Origin of the sequence: Acidiphilium multivorum AIU301 (genome assembly GCF_000202835.1) — a bacterium.
Lineage (GTDB): Bacteria > Pseudomonadota > Alphaproteobacteria > Acetobacterales > Acetobacteraceae > Acidiphilium > Acidiphilium multivorum.
In genome coordinates, this window is the sequence record NC_015186.1 from 2,188,544 (window position 1) to 2,206,411 (window position 17,868).

A 17,868-nucleotide genomic window follows, 5' to 3' on the forward strand; every position below is an offset into this window, starting at 1 on the left:
TCTCCCCATTTTGGGGCATACGACGCGATGCGACTTATAAAGTCCAATACGATCTTGACCGCCGACTTATCAGGAAAGAATATAAGTCATGGAACTTCGCCAGCTCCGCTATTTCGTCGCGGTCGCCGAGGAGCTGAGCTTCAGCCGCGCCGCGGAACGGCTGAATGTCAGCCAGCCGCCGCTCAGCATGCAGATCAAGGCACTGGAGGAGGAACTCGGCGCGACCCTGTTCAACCGGACGCGGCGGCGGGTAGAGATCACCCATGCCGGGGTGCTTCTGCTGGATTCCGCGCGCAAGGCGCTAGGCGAACTACGGCGCGCGGCGGAGGTGGTGGCGCTGTCGGCGAAGGGCGAGGCCGGGCTGATCCGGCTCGGTTTCACCGGCTCGGTGCCGATGCTGGACATGTTCCCCCGGCTGATGCGCGCCTTCCGCGACCGCTATCCGGAGATCGGGATCGAATTGCGGCACATGTCGACCGCTCAGCAACTCCAGGCGCTGCTCGACGAGGAGCTGGACATCGGCATCCTGCGGCCGCCCTATTACTTCCAGGCCGGGCCGGGGCTGGTCGCGCACCGGATCTGGCGCGACGAACTCGCTGTGTTCCTGCCGGCGGGGCACCGGCTCGCCGGGGCGGACGGGCCGCTTGAACTCGCTCGGCTGGGAAGCGAGACATTCGTCAGTGTTGCGCCCGATATCGGCTGCGGCATGTACGACCATTTCATGACGCTGTGCAGCGAGGCCGGGTTCGCGCCGCGGGTAGTGCAGCACGCGCGGGAACTCGGCTCGGTGCTCGGGCTGGTCGCCGCCGGGATCGGCATCGCGATCCTGCCGGAATGCTACGTGCGCATCGGCATTTCCGACGTGGCAAGCCGCAAGCTCGGCGAACCGGGGGCGGCGAGCGAACTGCTGCTCGCGGTCAAGCCACAGACGGCATCGCACCGGGTGCAGCGCTTCGTCGATATCGCGCGGGAGCAATGCGGGATGGATCTCGCATGAACCCAACGGAGGCGGAACTAAAATCCATGTGCAAATTTCATGGACAAGCCGAAAAACACGACTTAGCAAATTATAGAGTCAGAGGCTATTTCGGAATGAAATCGGAACGTTTTTGATTGAAAGTTGAATGGTTGGGCCATACGTGATTCCGGGTAGGTGTTCGCAGGGCATTGTCACGGTAATCGTGCCTGGCTCTGGCGGCGGAGCCTGAGGCGGGGAAGACTGGGGACATGAAGCGGTCATCCGATCCTCATTACCGCCACCGGTTCCCGGCTGAGGTCATCAACCATGCCGTCTGGCTCTATCATGTGTTCAGCCTCAGCCTGTGCTGGATGTTGAGCTGCTTCTGGCTGAGCGTGGCGTCACGGTCTCGTATGAGACCGTGCGGCGTTGGTGTCAGAAGTTTGGCGCCAGCTTCGCTCACGCTATGCGCCGACGGCGACCTCGTCCGAGCGACAAGTGGCATATGGATAAGATCTTTATCCGGATCCAAGGCGTTCAGCATTACGTGTGGCGTCCCGTCGATCATGATGGTGTCGTGCTGAAATCCTCGTTCAGCTGCGGCGGGACGCCCGCGCTGCCAAGCGCTTCTTCAAAAAGTTGCTGAAGGGGTTGCAGTACGTGCCGAGGGTGATCGTCACCGACAACTGAAGAGCTACGGCGTGGCGCGCCGGTCACTGCTTCCCAATGTAGAGCACCGGCAAAGCCGGTATCTCAACAACCGCGCCGAGAATTCACATCGACCGACGCGACGACGAGAGCGGCAGATGCAGCGGTTCAAAGTACCGGATCAAGCGCAAAACTTTCATTCTGCGCACGCGTTCATCCACTGCCACTTCCATCCGCGGCGTCACCTCATGACCGCCACGGCATACCGTGCTCTCCGCTCTCAGGCCTTCGATATCTGGCGGCAGGACACGTGTGACATCACCTGTGCATCTCCATCCACTGCGGAGCTCTGCTGCCCGACCGGGGTTAACGTGACAATGCCGCTTGACGCGCCCCGGGGCGCAAGCGAGGATTCATCCATGGACGAACCAGGCCCTCTCTGCCCCCGCCCCGCCCCCTCCCCGCACGGTCCCGCGCGGTTCAGGGTGCCGCATGGCGCGGTCGATACGCATGCGCATGTCATCGGCGCGCCGCCGCAACACCCCTATGTCGCCGAACGGAGCTACACCCCGCCGCCGGCGACGCCGGAGGCCTATCTCGCGATGCTCGACGCCACCGGCATGACCCATGGCGTGCTGGTGCAGGTCAGCGTGCATGGCACCGACAACCGGCTGATGCTGGAGACCGTGGCGGCGCATCGCGCCCGCTTGCGGGGCATTGCGGTAAGCCCGCCCGACCTGCCGGCGCAGGCATGGCGGGCGATGGCGGAGGCAGGCGTCGTGGGGCTGCGGATCAACACGCTGTTCGGCGGCGGGGTCGGGTTCGACCAGCTCGACCGCTACGAGGCGATCTGCGCCGAGCATGGCTGGCACCTCCAGTTCCTGACCGATGTTCGCGCGCTCGGCGACCGCGCCGGCCGGCTGAGCCGCCTGCGCGTGCCGTTCGTGATCGACCACATGGGCCATTTCTCGGTTGCCGGGGATGCCGGGCGGCGGGGCTTCGACACCATGCTCGGCCTGGTGCGCGATGGCGGCTGGGTCAAACTCTCGGGTGCCTATCGGCTGGACGGGCCGCCTTATGCGCGGACCGTTGAGCTTGCCCGCGCGCTGGTCGGGGCAGCACCCGAGCGGTGCGTGTGGGGGTCGGACTGGCCTCATGTCGCGAACTGGGCGCATATGCCCAATGTCGGCGACCTGCTCGACCTGCTGGCGGACTGGGCGCCGGATGACGCGGTCCGGGACCGCATCCTCACCACCAACGCCCACCGGCTCTACGGGTTTCCGTAACCGCCGCCGCCGGGGGTTTCGATGACGACGGAATCGCCGGCGGCGATCGTCGCCTGGTCGCGGCCGCCCATGGCCTCGATCCTGACCTCGCCCCCAACCTCCGCGCGCTCGACCCATTGCCGGCCGGCCGCGCCGGGAGCGCCGCCATCCATACCGAAGGGCGGCACGGTGCGGCGCGAGGCGAGGATCGTCACGGTCATCGGTTCGAGAAAGCGCAGCCTGCGGCGCACGCCATCGCCGCCGCGATGCCGCCCGGCGCCGCCGGAGCCGCGCCTGATCTCGAAGGTTTCGACGCGCACCGGGTAGCGGAGTTCAAGCACCTCGGGATCGGTCATGCGCGTGTTGGTCATGTGGGTATGGACGGCGTCGCACCCGTCGAAATCCGGCCCGGCGCCGGCGCCGCCGCAGATGGTTTCGTAATATTGGTGGCGGGCGTTGCCGAAGAGCAGGTTGTTCATCGTCGCCTGCGCCGACGCGACGACGCCGAGCGCGCCGAGCAGCGCCGCCGTCACCGCCTGGCTGACCTCGGTGTTGCCGGCGACCACAGCCGCACCGGGTGCCGGGTTGAGGAAACTGCCGGCGGGGATGATGATGGTGAGCGGCCGGAGGCAGCCTTCGTTCAGCGGGATTTCATCGTCGACGAGGCAGCGGAACACGTAGAGGACGGCCGCGCGGGTGACGGCGGGCGGGGCGTTGAAATTGCCCTTGTGCTGCGGCGCGGTGCCGGTGAAATCGATGGTGGCGGTGCCGGCGGCGCGGTCGACCCTGATGGCGACCATGAGCCGCGCGCCATCGTCCATCCGGTAGTCCCAGCTGCCGTCGCGCAGCCGGCCGATGGCGCGGCGGACCGAGGCCTCGGCGTTGTTCATCACATGCGCGATATAGGCGGCGACGGTGGGCCAGCCATACTGGTCGACCATGGCCCGGAACGCGGCGATGCCCGCTTCGTTGGCGGCGAGCTGGGCCTTGAGATCGGCCACGCATTCATCGGGGTTGCGGGCCGGATAGGCGGCACCGGAGAGCACCGCGCGCAGCGCCTCTTCCTGGAACACGCCGGCATCGACCAGCTTCATGTCGTCGATCACCACGCCTTCCTCTTCCAGCGTGGTGGCGAAGGGCGGCATCGACCCCGGGGTTCGGCCGCCGATATCGGCATGATGCCCGCGCGACGCCAGAAAGCCGCGCAGCGTGGTGCCCGCATCGTCGAAGATCGGGGTAATGACGGTGATGTCCGGCAGATGGGTGCCGCCGTCGAACGGGTTGTTCAGCGCGATGGCATCGCCGGGCCTGAGAGCCGCGCCGCGGCGGCGCAGCACGGTCCGCACGCTTTCGCCCATCGCGCCGAGATGCACCGGGACATGCGGCGCATTCGCCACGAGATTGCCCTCGGCGTCGAACAGCGCGCAGGAGAAATCGAGCCTCTCCTTGATGTTCACGCTGCTTGCGGTGTTGCGCAGCACCGCACCGGCCTGCTCGGCGACGGCCATGAACAGGTTGTTGAACAGTTCGAGGCGCACCGGATCGAGGCTGGCGTCATCGGCGCTGGCGGCAGTCCTGATTGCGGCGCGGTGCGTGATGAGCAGGTGGTTGTGCGGGGTGATTTCGGCGCGCCAGCCGGGTTCGACGATGGTGGTGGCGTTGGCCTCGCGCAGCATTGCCGGGCCGTCCACCGTATCGCCGGCGAACAGGGCCTCGCGGTCGAATACCGGGGCGTTGTGCCAGGTGCCGCGGCTGTAGAGGCGGATATGGTCGATCGGCTCCGGCCGGCCGGACGCGCGGGCGGGCAGCATCTGCTCTGTCACCTTCTCGCCCGGCGCCACGGCCTCGACCTCGACGCTCTCGACGATCAGCGCGCGGTCCGCCGCGACGAAGCCGAACAGGCGGCGATGCGCGGCCTCGAACGCGGCGCGCATGGCAGTTGCATCGTCCAGGGTCACCGGCAGGGGCGTGTCGGTGCCGGCATAGCGCAGCTGGGCGCGGCGCAGCGTCCGCACGACGCCGGGATCGACCCCCTGCTCGGCCAGGGCGGTGGCGGCGGCGCGGGCGAGGCCGGCGGCCACCTCCTCGATCGACGCCACGGAATCGGCGCTCAGCTCGCGTTCCACCGCCTGCTCGCGCAGCACGATCTGGTCAGCCAGACCCATGCCATAGGCCGACAGCACGCCGGCGAGCGGGTGGATCAGGATGGTCCGCATGCCCAGCGCCTCGGCGACGAGGCAGGCGTGCTGACCGCCGGCGCCGCCGAAACAGGCGAGCGCGAACGCCGCCGGGTCGCGCCCCTTCTGGATCGAGATCTGCTTGATGGCCTGCGCCATATGCGCAACGGCGATGCTGATGAACCCCTCGGCGATGCGCTCCGGCGTCTGCGCGGTGCCGGTTGCGGCGGCGACTTCGGCGGCGAGCTCAGTGAATTTCTGCTGCACCACCGCGGCATCCAGCGCCTCGTCATGGGTGGGGCCGAAAATCTTCGGGAAGTGATGCGGCGCCAGCTTGCCGAGGAAGAGATTGGCGTCGGTCACGGTCAGCGGGCCGCCCAGCCGGTAGCAGGCGGGGCCGGGATTCGCCCCGGCACTGTCGGGCCCGACGCGCAGACGGGCGCCATCGAAGCCGAGAACCGAGCCGCCGCCGGCGGCGACAGTGTTGATCGACAGCATCGGCACCCGCAGCCGCACGCCGGCGATTTCGGTCTCGAGGCTTCGCTCGTAGGCGCGGTCATGGATCGCGACATCGGTGGAGGTGCCGCCCATGTCGAACCCGATGATGCGGTCTATCCCGGCCATCTGAGCGGTGCGGACGGCACCGACGATGCCGCCCGCAGGGCCGGAGAGGATCGCATCCTTGCCGGTGAAGTGGTGCGCCTCGGCGAGGCCGCCATGCGACTGCATGAAGAACAGCCGCGCGCCCGGCAGGCCGGCGGCGACACGATCGACATAGCGGCGCAGGACGGGCGAGAGATAGGCATCCGCCACCGTGGTGTCGCCGCGCGGGACCAGCCGGAGCACCGGGCTGACCGCATGGCTCGCGGAGATCTGGCGAAAGCCGAGATCGGCGGCGAGTTGCGCCAGCCGCAGCTCATGCGCCGGATGGCGCCACGCGTGCATCCGCGCGATGGCGACGCTCTCGATCCCCGCCGCCCGCGCGCCGGTCAGGGCCGCAATCGCCGCCGCTTCGTCAAGCGTCTCGATCTCGGCGCCATCGGCGCCGATGCGCCCGCCGATTTCGGCCACGCGCTCGTAGAGCATGCTCGGCAGCCGGATGTCGAACGCGAAGAGGTCGGGCCGCGCCTGGGTGCCGATCCGCAACACATCGCCCAAGCCCCGATCGGTCAGCAGCAGCACCCGCGCGCCCTTGCGCTCGAGCAGCGCGTTGGTGGCGACGGTGGTGCCCATCTTGACCGCCTCGATCGCATCCACCGGCATCGGATCGTCCTGCCCGAGGCCAAGGCAGATGCGGATTCCGGCTATCGCCGCGTCATCATAGCTGCCGGGGTTTTCGGACAGCAGCTTGAGCGTCCGCCGCGCGCCGTCCGGCGCGATCGCCACGATGTCGGCGAAGGTGCCGCCGCGGTCGATCCAGAATCGCCAGCGGGGCGCGGGTTCGGATGAAGCGGTCGCCGGGCCGGTCTGCATGCGGGTTCCTCCCCTGCCTGGCGCAAGCAGCGAGCGATGGCGCCATTGAAATTTTTTATTGACGATTTATCGACAAATTGTCAATGTCGGGCTGGAATAAAATCGAGGAGGCGGCCTTGGCGGCAAAACCCGGACGCAACGCGGCGCAGAAACCCGCAAGCAAGGTGGCGGGAGAGCCCGTGGTGTCTTCCGCGCATCTGGCGGCGGGGCGGTCGCCCGGATTGTCGGCGGTGGAATTCGGCCTCAACCTCGCGACGATGGCCTATCAGCGCTGGATGGTGCGCTGCATGGCGGCGGCTGGGCTGCCGGGGCTTTCGCCGCTCGAAGTGCTGATCCTGCACACCGTCCGCCATCGCGACCGGCCGAAGCAGATCGCCGACATCATGCTCGTGCTTGACATCGAGGAGACGCATCTCGTCACCTACGCGTTGCGCAAGCTGGCGGCGGCCGGGCTGATCGAGGTCGAGCGCGCGGGCAAGGAAAAGCGTGTGAGCGCCAGCGCCGCCGGCATCGCGCTCTGCGCCCGCTACGGCGAGATCCGCGAGCGCCTGCTGGTCGAGGCGGCCGCTGCGACCGGGCCTGGCGAGACTTCACTCGAAGATGTAGCAACCGTTCTCCGCGCCCTCTCCGGCATCTATAACCAGGCGGCGCGGGCAGCCGCGACATTCTGATAACGCAACAATCCAGCAACAGAGGGGAAATGGCAATGGCGAGCGAGACAAGCGTGGAGGAAGCCGCGACGCGCGGCGGGCTCGGCGCATTTTTCAAGGAGATGAACCCGGCGGAGTGGCGCACCTTCCGCGCCTGCGCCGGCGGCTGGGGCCTCGACGGGATGGATTTCATGATCTACCCGCTGGTGATCGGCACGATCATGCATCAATGGTCGGTAGCGCCCGGCCCGGCCGGGCTGGCGGCGACGCTGACCCTGCTGGCCTCCGCCGTCGGCGGCTGGATTGCCGGCTACGTGTCCGACCGTATTGGTCGGGTGAGAGTGCTGCAGATCACCATCCTGTGGTTCTCCGCCTTCAGTCTACTCTCTGCCCTTGCGCAGAATTTCGACCAGCTCGTCATCACCCGCACCCTGCTCGGCTTCGGCTTCGGCGGCGAGTGGGCGGCCGGCGCCATCCTGATGGGCGAGGTCATCCGCCCGGCCTATCGCGGGCGCGCGGTGGGGTCGGTGCAATCAGCCTGGGCGGTGGGCTGGGGGCTTGCCGTGCTGTCGCAGGCGATCGTGTTTTCGCTGGCCCCCGCGGCGATTGCCTGGCGGGTGATGTTCGCGATCGGCGCGTTGCCGGCGCTGCTGGTACTCTATCTACGGCGCAACGTCGCCGAGCCGGCGATCGCCATCGCCGCGCGGCGGAACGCCTCGCCCGGGCTGCTGGCGATCTTCGGGCGCGAAACCCTTCTCGTCACTATTCTCGGCGCGCTGCTCTCCACGGGTGCGCAGGGCGGCTACTACGCCATCACCTTCTGGATGCCGACCTTCCTGAAGGTGGATCGGCATCTGAGCATCGTCGGCAGCACGCCCTATCTCGCGGTACTGATTCTCGGCAGCTTCGTCGGCTACCTCACGGGGGCATGGCTGTCCGACCGGCTGGGGCGGCGCATGCTGTTCTTGATCTTCTCGGCGGGCGCGATCATCACTATCATCACCTACACCCAGATCGACATCCCCAACGATGCGATGCTGATCCTCGGCTTTCCCGTCGGCTTCTTCGCCAGCGGCTATTTCTCGGGCATGGGCCCGTTCCTGACCGAGCTGTTCCCGACCCGCCTGCGCGGCTCGGGCCAGGGGTTCTGCTACAATTTCGGCCGCGGCCTCGGCGCGCTGTTTCCGGCGTTGATCGGCTTTCTCACCAAATCGGTTGGGTATGGCAACGCCATCGCGATCTTTGCGGTTACGGCCTATACCCTGTTCTTCCTCGCCGCTCTCGCCCTGCCGGAGACGCGGGGACGCGTGCTGACCGCGTAAGGCGGCGCAGGACAGGCCGAGCGCAAGCCGCGCGCGCCCGCAAGGGCGCGCGATGGTTACACGACGAGGCCGCTTTCGGCGTCGAGCAGGTGCATCCGCGCCATGTCCGGCGCGAGCGGAACGATGCCGCCACCGAAGCCGGCGCGTGCGGATCCACCTGGGCGCATGACCGGCTACACTGAGTGGGCCGGGTTGAAAGTTAGTGCAATTTCACCTCTGGCGCTGGGGACCGGTATCCGAGCGAACTGTGCGGCCCGACGATGTTGTAGTGCCACCGCCAAGCCTCGATCAGGACCTTCGCTTTCACCAGTGTGTAGAAGATCTCCCCGTTGAGTAGCTCATCACGCAGCGAGCCGTTGAAGGATTCGCAGTATCCGTCTTCCCATGGCGAACCTGGCGTGATGTACAGCGTCTTCACACTGGCCTTCCCGAGCCATTGCCGCACAGCCCGGGCGATGAATTCGGGACCATTATCCGACCGTATATGAGCGGGTGGCCCCCTGGTGACGAACAGCTCGGCCAGAGCGCCCAGCACATCCTCGCTCCTGAGCCGTCGCGCGACCGGCAGGGCCAGGCACTCCCGGCTGGCCTCGTCGATGATCGACAGGATCCGGAACTTGCGGCCGTCGTGGGTCCGTCCCTCGACGAAGTCGTAGGACCACACATGGCCGGGATACTCAGGCCGCAGCCGGATACATGACCCGTCATTGAGCCAGATGCGTGAGCACTTCGGCTGCCTTTGCGGCACCTTGAGACCCTCGCGCCGCCAGATCCGCTCGACCCGCTTGCGGTTCACATGCCATCCCGCATCTCGCAGCAAGGCCGTCTGTAGCGCGACAATCAGGATGAGAAGCGCGGCGATCAGGATGAGAAAGTGATCGCGACCTCGGAACGTTAATCGGATTGGTTTGATGCTGGCAAGCGTGTTTCGGCGACTTGATTGTCGTGGAGCGACAATCTGATGTTTTCGTTGATTGTCGCGCGTGTGGGTGGGCGTCCTGGTCCGGCTCGTCGTTGGATGGCGGTTTTGCGGCGATAGCTTTCGACGTTCATCTCGAAGATGGTGGCGTGGTGGACGAGGCGGTCGACGGCGGCGAGTGTCATGGCGGGATCTGGGAAGACCTTGCCCCACTCACCGAAGGGCTGGTTGGCGGTGATCATCAGGGAGCGACGCTCGTAGCGTGCGCTGATGAGTTCGAAGAGAACCGAGGTTTCGGCCTGATCCTTGGTGACGTAAGCGAGGTCGTCGAGGATCAGCAGGTGGAATTTGTCGAGCTTGGCGATGGTGGCCTCGAGGGCGAGTTCACGACGTGCGATCTGGAGCTTCTGGACGAGGTCGGAGGTGCGGGTGAACAGCACGCGCCAGCCATTCTCGACGAGGGCGAGGCCGATGGCTGCGGCGAGATGGGACTTTCCTCCGCCGGGTGGGCCGAAGGCGAGGAGATTGGCGCCGGTCTCGAGCCATCCGTCGCCGGAGCAGAGGGCGAGGATCTGGGCCTTGGAGATCATCGGCACGGCCTCGAAGGTGAAGGTGGCGATGGTCTTTCCGGGCGGCAGCCTGGCTTCGAGGAGGTGGCGCTCGATGCGCCTGCGGTCGCGCTCGGCGACCTCGTGCTCGGCGAGCGTGGCGAGGAGGCGTGCGGCGGGCCATGCTTCCTTGTCGGCGCGGGCGGCGAAGTCGGGCCAGACCTGCTTGATGGCGGGGAGCCTGAGCTCGTTGAGCAGCAGGGTAAGGCGCTGGGCGTCGACGGTGCGTGCGGTCTCGCTCATGCGGCTGCTCCCTGGAGCAGGATGTCATAGCTGGCGAGCGGCATGGTCGGGATGGTGAGTGCGGGCAGGCTGGCAGGATCGGGTGCGAAGCGCTGGCGGATGGCCTTGAGGTCGGGCTGACGGCCGGCTTTGATATCGGCGGCGAGGACGCTGGCGAGTTCAGCCTCGCAGGCGCGCTCATGGGCGATGGCGAGGAGTTCGACCATGATCCTGCACGCGTCCCTGGGCGGTGTCTGCTCGAGCAGGTGCTCGAAGGTCCGGCGATAGGCATCGCGCGGGAAGAGCTGGTGGCGATAGACGAGATTGAGCAGCGCCATCGGCTTGCGGCGCAGGCTGTGGATGACGTGGCGGTAGTCGACGACGTGGCCGTGCCTGCCATCCGGTTGTGGCCGGCCGCGGGGGAGTGTCATCAGCGGGGTGGCGGCGAGGAACAGCTCGAGCCGGTTGTCATAGAGGCGGACGCGGAGCCGCTGGCCGATCAGGCGGGAGGGGACGGTGTAGAAGACCTTCCTGAGGGTGAAGCCGCCGGAGGAGGTGACGGTGACGACGGTCTCCTCGTAATCGGCGGTGCGCTGATCGGGGAGTTTCTGCAGGGCGGCGCGCTCGGCGTCGATGCGCTCGGCGTGGCGCCGGTTCTGGCGGCCGACGATCTCGGCGATGAAGCGGCGATAGGCTTCGAGGTCGACGAAGACTGTGCTGCCACGCAGGAGAAGGGCGTCGCGGACCGCGCGCTTGAGATGGCCGTGGGGGCTTTCGATGGCGCCGTTCTCATGAGCGACACCGCGATTGTTGCGCGACGGGGTCATGCCGTAATGGGTGCAGAGCGCGTCATATCGGCGGGTCAGGTCGGCGACGTTCTCGGCGGTGAGGTTGCGGAAGGCGGCGGAGAGGCTGTCGCTGCGATGTTCGCGCGGGGCGCCGCCCAGAAGCCAGAGGGCGTTCTGCAGCCCCTCGGCGAGGGCGACGTAGCTCTCGCCGCCCAGGATGACATGGGCGTGCTCGAAGCCGGACCAGACCAGGCGGAAGTGATAGAGCCGGTGGTCGAGCGGGGCGCCGGCGACGATGATGCCGAGCTCGTTCATGTCGGTGAAGTCGGACAGGCCCATCGCGCCCGGCTCATGGGTCTGGCGAAAGATGACCTCCTGCTCCGGCCCGTGCAGCGCGCGCCAGGTGCGGATACGCCGCTCGAGCGTCCGCCGGACACCCGGGGCGAGATCGGGATGCCGCCGGCACATCTCCTCGAAGATCGCCACGGCCCTGAGGCCGGGCGCGGCTTCCAGCAGCGGCACCACCTCAGCGTCGAAGATCGTCGCCAGCGGATCCGGGCGGCGCCGGCCGCGCGGCGGCTTCGGCGATGACGGTAAGTGCCGCTCCTGCTCGAGCCGGTAGCCCGCGGCCGTGCTGAAGCCGGCCTTGGCGGCCGCCAGGGCAACGCCGTCTGTCTGTCGATATCTCATGAAAAGCCTCTTCTGGTGGTCGTTGATGTGGCGGCCGGGCACGAAGGTCTCCCCGTTGTGACGAGGTATCCTCCGCGGCCCAGACGGCCGCGACCACGGCGGCGCCCTGGCAAGGACGCCGCCCGGCTGGGGAGGCACCGGCTCCGGGCTACGCCCTCCGCCGGTGCCTCCCCAGCCGCATTCTCATCCTGATTGACGCTGGATTCTCAAGTTGATTGTCGCGCGATAGCCGTCACCCGCCGATAACCGTAACGACCATATTGCCGGGCCAGGGCGATGATGTCCCCGGTCAGGGCCGCCTCGTCATCCGCCCCGCGTGGCACCTTGCGCTGCGTCGATCGATGCTGTCCGAGCACGCGGCACACCCGCCGCTCGGAGACAGACATCGTTCCTCTGATGTGATCGATACAGCGCCGGCGCCGCACGGGGCTCAGAAGTTTCCCCGTGCCGCCTCCGTCAGGATCGCCTTGTCCAGCGACAGATCGGCCACCAGACGCTTCAGCCGAGCGTTCTCCCGCTCCAGTTCCTTCATGCGACGCGCCTGGTCCATCTTGAGGCCGCCATACTCCTTGCGCCACCGATAATAGCTCTGCTCGGTAACGCCGATCCGACGGCACGCATCCCCAACCGTCCCGCCCTGCGCCAGAACAATCTCAGCCTCGCGCAACTTGCGATGATCTCTTCCGGACCAATCAGAACGGGGCAGATCAGCTTTTGCCGTATAAACTTCACCGAAAACACTCCCGGCCGCCCCATCCGCAAAGGGCGACCTTACAGGTGGCCAGTTTTTACACCGCCACGCAGCGCAAAATGCCGCCGCTACGTGGCCTACTTCTCTACCGCCACGTACAGCGTCGTACTGTGTATCCTCTCCTTCGGATTGCTTCACGTCCGATCGGCCCCACCGAACTCCCAAAGCGGCGTCTCACCGAAGATAATCCCGCTGAAGCACATGCCCGAACCAGCGATGCCGCGCCCCGCGGACCACTCCGTACACCCCGAAAAACAAACCGATCAGCGAAAGGAAGGCGGCCAAACCGCTGTCGAACTCCTGATGATCTGGATTATAGAAGCCGTAATGAAACATTGCTCCCAGCGCCACCAGAAACACGATGATCTGAAGGGGCAGCGTGATGATCGTCCATCATTTCAGGATGGGAATTACGATCATGTGCTTTCGAAGCGCCCCGAAATAGGCGAAGACCATGGCCAGAATACCGCCGCTGACACAGCCGATGGTCATAAGGTCGCCGTCAAAATGGATGCTGCCGCGAAAAATCAGAATCGATCCTGTCATGAACGTGAACGCGGAACACGCGACGGCAAAGAACAGATATCCTCCGAACAAGCGTGCCTCCCACTGCCGCTCTCCGAACGATGAAGCCGGGCCAGACCGAGGATCTCTCATCGTTCGGCCTTTTTCGACCTGACATGCATCCCGCTGATCAGATGCATGGTGATCCGTACCGAGCTGTGTATCCTTACCTTCGGATCGCCGTGCATCCGGTCAGCTCCGCTGAACCGTTCCGCCGCATAGGGTGTGGATAGCTGCGGCGCCACACCTGCGGCAATCCGCCCGGCACCCGAATAAAGCCACATGCCAATCGCGTCGACATCGCCCATGACACCGTCCTTTATGTCGTGCCAGTTGACCACGTCATTGACCAGCGACAGGCCGTCACCGGGCGCGCCCATCAGCCTCAGCCGGTTGAAATCCCGCCCGACCTCGACCAGAGACTCTCGCATTTCGTGAACGCTCCTTTTCAGAAACGCATAGGAATCGCGAAGTGCCGCATCGCCCTCGGCGCCAATGAACGCTTCGGTCGCCCGCATCTCGCGCAGCACCGCCTTGCCATGCGTGATCATCTGCGACCGCAGATCGCTCACAAGCCGTATTTTCCCGGACAATCTGAACAACTCCCAGATATCGCGGCCGACTGCGGGCAGGGCAATCACCGGTCCCCACGTCTCGATGGGATTATAGAGTGCATGACTCTTGACTGGCTGTTCAGCACGATTACCGCCGGTCAATCTATCTCTGGCTTCCGGTATTGTCATGGCCCCGTCTGCAGCCAGAAAGGCAATCGCATCCAATGCCTCCACGCCCAGAAACGTGATCAGGCATATGGCTCCCGCCCCGACGGCGATATCCGCAACCACTCCCACCACAACAGCAATCGCCGTAGTAAAGGCCTCGAGCGCCATATAGGCAACCACGGTGTCGGTTGTATCCACCAGGCCATCGAGCCGATCGACGGCGTTTTCCGGGCGTGACCGACCTCCTCCACCATCATTTCTGAATAGCCGCTAGGATGGGGCAACGCTGGCTGGAGCATGGTGCACGCATCGCCTTCCTGCCAGACGATTCCCATTTTTGTCGTGCGGGCAAAGCCAAATTTCTTCCGAATAAGAGCGTTGATCCCGTTCTTTGCCTCTACCGAATTACGAAACGGTCCATATGAAATCACACTACCCTTCCGCCGGACGTCCGGCGCGGCTACCGAGTCCGACTGAGCTGCTGCCGATTTTATGGGCAATAAATTAGCATAGCCTGGGCCTTAAACTCCATGAGGGTGACATAGCCGATCTGGATGAAGAAGTATTGCCGCGGCGCCAGACGGCCATCCTCAACGCATCTATGACCAGCGCAGCGTCGCGCTCTGTCTTCATCGACCAGCCGATGATGCGTCTGGAGAAGAGACAATGAACCACGGCCACGTACAGTCATCCTGCGGTGGCCCAAATATAAATGAAGCGGACCTGCCATTTTTAGGTTGGCCGGGCGGCGGAGAACTCCCGATCAAGGATGTTGTCGGGATCATCGCGCGCTCGCCTTTGTCCTTCGCCTAGGCGCGGCGCTTCGGGCGCGCCGGGAAGCCGTTCTCGAGCATCAGCTGCTCAACACGGTGCTGGCCGCAGACCAGGCCCTCTTCACGTACATCACTCCACGCGCACCATAGGACCTGTCACCGGCCTTGACGCTCATGCCCATCGCCAACGAGAGTTTCTCGTCGTGCTCGGCAGCATACGCGCATCAACTCTCGGTGGTTTCATATCCCCGCAACCACCTTAACTTGCTCCTGAATACAGCCCGCCCGTAAAGTATCCGCCGCACGCTCTTTGCCACACAGCCGCCACTCCGATTCAGGCAGGCGCTTGAATGCGTTCGGCCAAACTTCAACTCTGGCCACTCATCGGGGGCCGGCCAATCCATAGTTCCTGCATGATTTATGCGTATGCCCGGGTCTCCACCGATGGGCAGAGCGTGGTCCCCCAGGTCACCCATCTGAAAGCCGCCGGCTGCGGGAAGGTCTTCTAGGAAACTGCTAGCGACGCGACGCCAGGACCGACGGCGTCCAGCTCCGCAAGGTGATCGACGGGCTGGAGGCCGATGATACCATCAATGGTCACCCGGCTCGACCGCCTGGTCCGCTCAACCCGATATCCTCTACGCACTTGGAGCCCCACTTGCCGGATCGCTCATCTCCGAAAACTCGTCGCCGGCGGGCAGTCGGATCGCCCAGAAATGGAATCCGGACATGACCGCTCATCGCCGAATAAGCTCTTGATGAAACAGCCAAACAATTCACTTTGGCTCGAAATTCCGAGCCGCCGATAGATATTTTTCCGATGAATTTTGACGGTGCCTTCGGTGCTGCCAATAATTGTGCTGATCGAGAGCGTGCTGTGGCCGCGCAGGATGAGCTGGACGATCCGGCGCTGTTGATAAGTCAGATAATCCTGCGCGAATCGAGCGAAAGCCGCTTCCAGGCCGCCGCCGGGTGGGCTTACCGGAGCGCTGCTGTCGAGTTGCCGCCAATGGCTGCGCAGCGCCTCGCGTACTATAGGTTCAAACGCGCGCAGACGGCTCATTTCGCCTTCGTTGAATGGCGGCCGCCCCGTTTTGCGCATCAGCGAATAGGCGGCGGTGAAGCCACAGGGCAGCGGCACCAGAAATCCGATTTCCTCGACCAAAGACCCCGGTTCGAGCGAAATACAAGGGTGGACCTCGGACGAACCGTAAAAATCCGACTGGAAAAAATCATCTGGTGCGAGTTCGCGCATCCGCCACAGTCCGGGTGAATGACCGTGTACGCTCGCGGTATAGAACGGATCAAGCAGATAGGCGCCACGCAGGTAGGCATCGAGCGCCTCGTGTGTCGCGTGTGCACCATAGCCATTGTGTAGCAGGCGCGGGCATTCGCCGTACGGATAGCCGAAGACTACGGAGAGATCGAAATCCGCGATAGATTTCAGCACCTGATCAAGCGTGAGCAGCAAATCTGGCGTCCCGATTCGCCCAATTACAGCTGCGATCGTGTCAGCTTCGCGTGCCACCGACATATTAGCGGCCGGTTCATCTGGATATCCGGTCATCCGTCACTCCTAGATCCCTACAGCCCTCGTATCCCTTTCGGGATATAGCGAGTTTTATCCGGCGACGTCACAAATTCATCATATCATAACCCGCCTCTCAAAGAGCGGAAGATCGTCAGGAGCGAAGCGCGCTTAGGGGGGCTCACGTCAGCTTACCCGGTGCCTTCATCGAATTTTGGGAGACCGATCATGTCCGAACGACCCGATGATATCCGCGTGCTCGATCAAGATACAGCGACGCTGCACCAAATGGGTTATGCTCAAGAACTTGCCCGCCGAATGCGGACGTTCCAAAACTTCGCGATATCTTTCTCGATTATTTGTATCGTCTCCGGCGGCATCAACTCGTTCAGCCAAGGCATTGCAAGCGTGGGCGGCGCCTCAATAGGTATCGGCTGGCCACTCTCCTGCCTATTCTCGCTATTTTTCGCGATTGCGATGGGGCAGATCGGCTCGGCCTATCCGACGGCGGGTGGGTTGTATCACTGGGGTTCGCTGCTCGGCGGTCGGTTTCTTGGCTGGATAACCGCCTGGTTCAATCTGATCGGGCTGATCACCGTGCTTGCAGCCATCAATGTCGGTACTTATTTGTTTTTGCTGGGGGCGCTCGCGCCGGCGCTGGGGATCGACACCGCCGCCCTCACACCCAGCATCCCGACCGGCTACAGTATCCTGACCCAGACAATAATCGTCGGTGGCATCACGCTAAGCCAAGGATTGGTCAACCATCTCGGGATCAGGCTCACCTCGAAACTAACCGATTTTTCTGGCTATCTGATTTTTGGCAGCGCTATTGCGCTCACCGTCGCCTTGCTCGCCTATGCGCCGCATCTCGACCTTTCGCGACTCTGGACCTTCGCGAACTACAGCGGCAAGGCCGGCGGCGGTACCTGGCCGCACACCGGCAACCTCACCTATCTGTTCCTGCTCGGCCTCCTATTGCCGGCTTACACCGTTACTGGATTCGACGCTTCGGCACACACTGCCGAGGAAACCATTAACGCCGCTCGCTCGATTCCGCGGGGCATGATCCATTCCGTGGTCTGGTCCGGCTTATTCGGCTGGGTCATGCTCTCGGCTGTGATTCTTGCGGTGCCGAACATGGACAAGGCCGCGGCACAAGGCGGTAACGCGTTTTTCTGGATCATGGATCACGCGATCCCGGTCGGGCTGAAGTTGCCGCTTTATATCGCTATTGCGATTGCACAGTACCTCTGCGGTCTCGCTACCGTCACCTCTGCAAGTCGCATGGTCTTTGCCTTTTCGCGTGACGGCGGGCTGCCCGGTTCACGCTATCTGCGCAAAGTGAGTCACAGTTTCCGTACACCGATGATTGCGATTTGGGTGGTCTCTTTGCTCTCGATCGGCTTCACGGTCTATGCACCGGTCTACACCACGATCGCGGCGGTCTGCGTGATCTTCCTCTATATTTCCTATCTACTGCCAATAGTCGCGGGACTGATCGCCTACCGGCGCAGCTGGACGCAGATGGGGCCGTTCGATGTCGGGCCGCTCTATCCGGTGTTCGCAGTGCTCGCAATCATCGGTGCTGCCGTGCTGCTCTATGTCGGTGTGCAGCCACCGAACAATCAGGCGCTGACCGTAACCCTTGGCGTGCTGGCGCTGACCACCGTTATCTGGTTCGGCTTCGAGCGCAAACGCTTTCAGGGACCGCCGATCAGCCGCGAGCAGATCGCCGAGCGTGCCCAGCTGATCACGCTGGAAGAACAAGCACTGGAAGGGAGCGGAGACTGAACATGCCGACACTGAC

At 64.4% G+C, this 17,868-nt stretch carries 11 protein-coding genes and 4 pseudogenes; 7 read left to right on the top strand and 8 right to left on the bottom strand.

The features are described 5' to 3' along the window. Nucleotides 1–88: 88 nt before the first annotated feature. The 3 genes and pseudogenes from ACMV_RS09790 (at nucleotide 89) to ACMV_RS09800 (ending at nucleotide 2,892) form a co-directional block, all read left to right on the top strand. Entirely contained in the window at nucleotides 89–997 is a 909-nt protein-coding gene (locus ACMV_RS09790) for a LysR family transcriptional regulator (RefSeq protein WP_007421410.1), read from the top strand. 230 nt (nucleotides 998–1,227) lie between these two features. Next, nucleotides 1,228–1,905 (top strand): annotated as a pseudogene (locus tag ACMV_RS19850) (IS6 family transposase); the annotation flags it as partial. 120 nt (nucleotides 1,906–2,025) lie between these two features. Then, nucleotides 2,026–2,892 (top strand): amidohydrolase family protein, encoded by an 867-nt coding sequence (locus ACMV_RS09800; protein ID WP_013640326.1) that lies wholly within the window; start codon nucleotides 2,026–2,028, stop codon nucleotides 2,890–2,892. Here the strand turns inward: ACMV_RS09800 and ACMV_RS09805 are convergent. Beyond that, a complete protein-coding gene (locus ACMV_RS09805) occupies nucleotides 2,877–6,521 on the bottom strand; it encodes a hydantoinase B/oxoprolinase family protein (protein ID WP_013640327.1) in 3,645 nt (1,214 codons plus the stop codon). The two genes, ACMV_RS09800 and ACMV_RS09805, sit on opposite strands and share 16 nt — an antisense overlap. 116 nt (nucleotides 6,522–6,637) lie before the next feature. On the opposite strand from ACMV_RS09805, the gene ACMV_RS09810 reads away from it, so the two are divergent. Continuing rightward, nucleotides 6,638–7,192, top strand: a complete 555-nt coding sequence (locus tag ACMV_RS09810; RefSeq protein WP_231844355.1) for a winged helix DNA-binding protein — start codon at nucleotides 6,638–6,640, stop codon at nucleotides 7,190–7,192. A 35-nt stretch (nucleotides 7,193–7,227) separates the two neighbouring features. Beyond that, the gene (locus tag ACMV_RS09815) at nucleotides 7,228–8,493 is read left to right on the top strand and encodes an MFS transporter (protein WP_013640329.1); all 1,266 of its coding nucleotides are present in this window, start codon (nucleotides 7,228–7,230) and stop codon (nucleotides 8,491–8,493) included. Between the two features lie 199 nt (nucleotides 8,494–8,692). Here the strand turns inward: ACMV_RS09815 and ACMV_RS09820 are convergent. The 4 genes and pseudogenes from ACMV_RS09820 to ACMV_RS20600 all read right to left on the bottom strand — a co-directional run. Continuing rightward, a pseudogene (locus tag ACMV_RS09820) lies at nucleotides 8,693–9,319 on the bottom strand (IS3 family transposase); the annotation flags it as partial. A 68-nt stretch (nucleotides 9,320–9,387) separates the two neighbouring features. Continuing rightward, nucleotides 9,388–10,263: an IS21-like element helper ATPase IstB gene (istB, locus tag ACMV_RS09825; protein WP_013640088.1), complete on the bottom strand. Its 876-nt coding sequence runs from the start codon at nucleotides 10,261–10,263 to the stop codon at nucleotides 9,388–9,390. Beyond that, complete coding sequence (istA, locus tag ACMV_RS09830; protein WP_013640087.1) at nucleotides 10,260–11,762, bottom strand: IS21 family transposase; 1,503 nt, start codon at nucleotides 11,760–11,762, stop codon at nucleotides 10,260–10,262. The genes istB and istA overlap by 4 nt, the downstream gene beginning before the upstream one ends. Before the next feature lie 176 nt (nucleotides 11,763–11,938). After that, a pseudogene (locus ACMV_RS20600) lies at nucleotides 11,939–12,428 on the bottom strand (transposase); the annotation flags it as partial. Between the two features lie 259 nt (nucleotides 12,429–12,687). Between ACMV_RS20600 and ACMV_RS21180 the strand changes: the two are divergent. After that, nucleotides 12,688–13,101 carry a hypothetical protein gene (locus ACMV_RS21180; RefSeq protein WP_152982804.1) on the top strand — a complete coding sequence of 138 codons (414 nt, stop codon included), beginning with the start codon at nucleotides 12,688–12,690 and terminating at the stop codon, nucleotides 13,099–13,101. A 23-nt stretch (nucleotides 13,102–13,124) separates the two neighbouring features. Here the strand turns inward: ACMV_RS21180 and ACMV_RS09850 are convergent, their stop codons facing one another. From ACMV_RS09850 to ACMV_RS09860, 3 genes and pseudogenes are all read right to left on the bottom strand, one after another. Then, nucleotides 13,125–13,955: a hypothetical protein gene (locus ACMV_RS09850; RefSeq protein ID WP_013640333.1), complete on the bottom strand. Its 831-nt coding sequence runs from the start codon at nucleotides 13,953–13,955 to the stop codon at nucleotides 13,125–13,127. A gap of 360 nt (nucleotides 13,956–14,315) precedes the next feature. Next, nucleotides 14,316–14,444 (bottom strand): annotated as a pseudogene (locus tag ACMV_RS21520) (DDE-type integrase/transposase/recombinase); the annotation flags it as partial. Between the two features lie 756 nt (nucleotides 14,445–15,200). Next, the gene (locus tag ACMV_RS09860) at nucleotides 15,201–16,097 is read right to left on the bottom strand and encodes a helix-turn-helix transcriptional regulator (protein WP_013640335.1); all 897 of its coding nucleotides are present in this window, start codon (nucleotides 16,095–16,097) and stop codon (nucleotides 15,201–15,203) included. A gap of 189 nt (nucleotides 16,098–16,286) precedes the next feature. Here ACMV_RS09860 and ACMV_RS09865 point away from each other — a divergent pair, with 189 nt between their 5' ends. Then, nucleotides 16,287–17,852 (top strand): APC family permease, encoded by a 1,566-nt coding sequence (locus ACMV_RS09865; protein WP_013640336.1) that lies wholly within the window; start codon nucleotides 16,287–16,289, stop codon nucleotides 17,850–17,852. The last annotated feature ends 16 nt before the right edge of the window (nucleotides 17,853–17,868 follow it).

Bases quoted from the DNA above. Each gene is read 5' to 3' on its own strand.
- ACMV_RS09790 (WP_007421410.1), top strand. From the start codon at position 89: ATGGAACTTCGCCAGCTCCGCTATTTCGTCGCGGTCGCCGAGGAGCTG.
- ACMV_RS09800 (WP_013640326.1), top strand. From the start codon at position 2,026: ATGGACGAACCAGGCCCTCTCTGCCCCCGCCCCGCCCCCTCCCCGCAC.
- ACMV_RS09805 (WP_013640327.1), bottom strand. From the start codon at position 6,521: ATGCAGACCGGCCCGGCGACCGCTTCATCCGAACCCGCGCCCCGCTGG.
- ACMV_RS09815 (WP_013640329.1), top strand. From the start codon at position 7,228: ATGGCGAGCGAGACAAGCGTGGAGGAAGCCGCGACGCGCGGCGGGCTC.
- istB (WP_013640088.1), bottom strand. From the start codon at position 10,263: ATGAGCGAGACCGCACGCACCGTCGACGCCCAGCGCCTTACCCTGCTG.
- ACMV_RS21180 (WP_152982804.1), top strand. From the start codon at position 12,688: ATGCCGCGCCCCGCGGACCACTCCGTACACCCCGAAAAACAAACCGAT.
- ACMV_RS09860 (WP_013640335.1), bottom strand. From the start codon at position 16,097: ATGACCGGATATCCAGATGAACCGGCCGCTAATATGTCGGTGGCACGC.
- ACMV_RS09865 (WP_013640336.1), top strand. From the start codon at position 16,287: ATGTCCGAACGACCCGATGATATCCGCGTGCTCGATCAAGATACAGCG.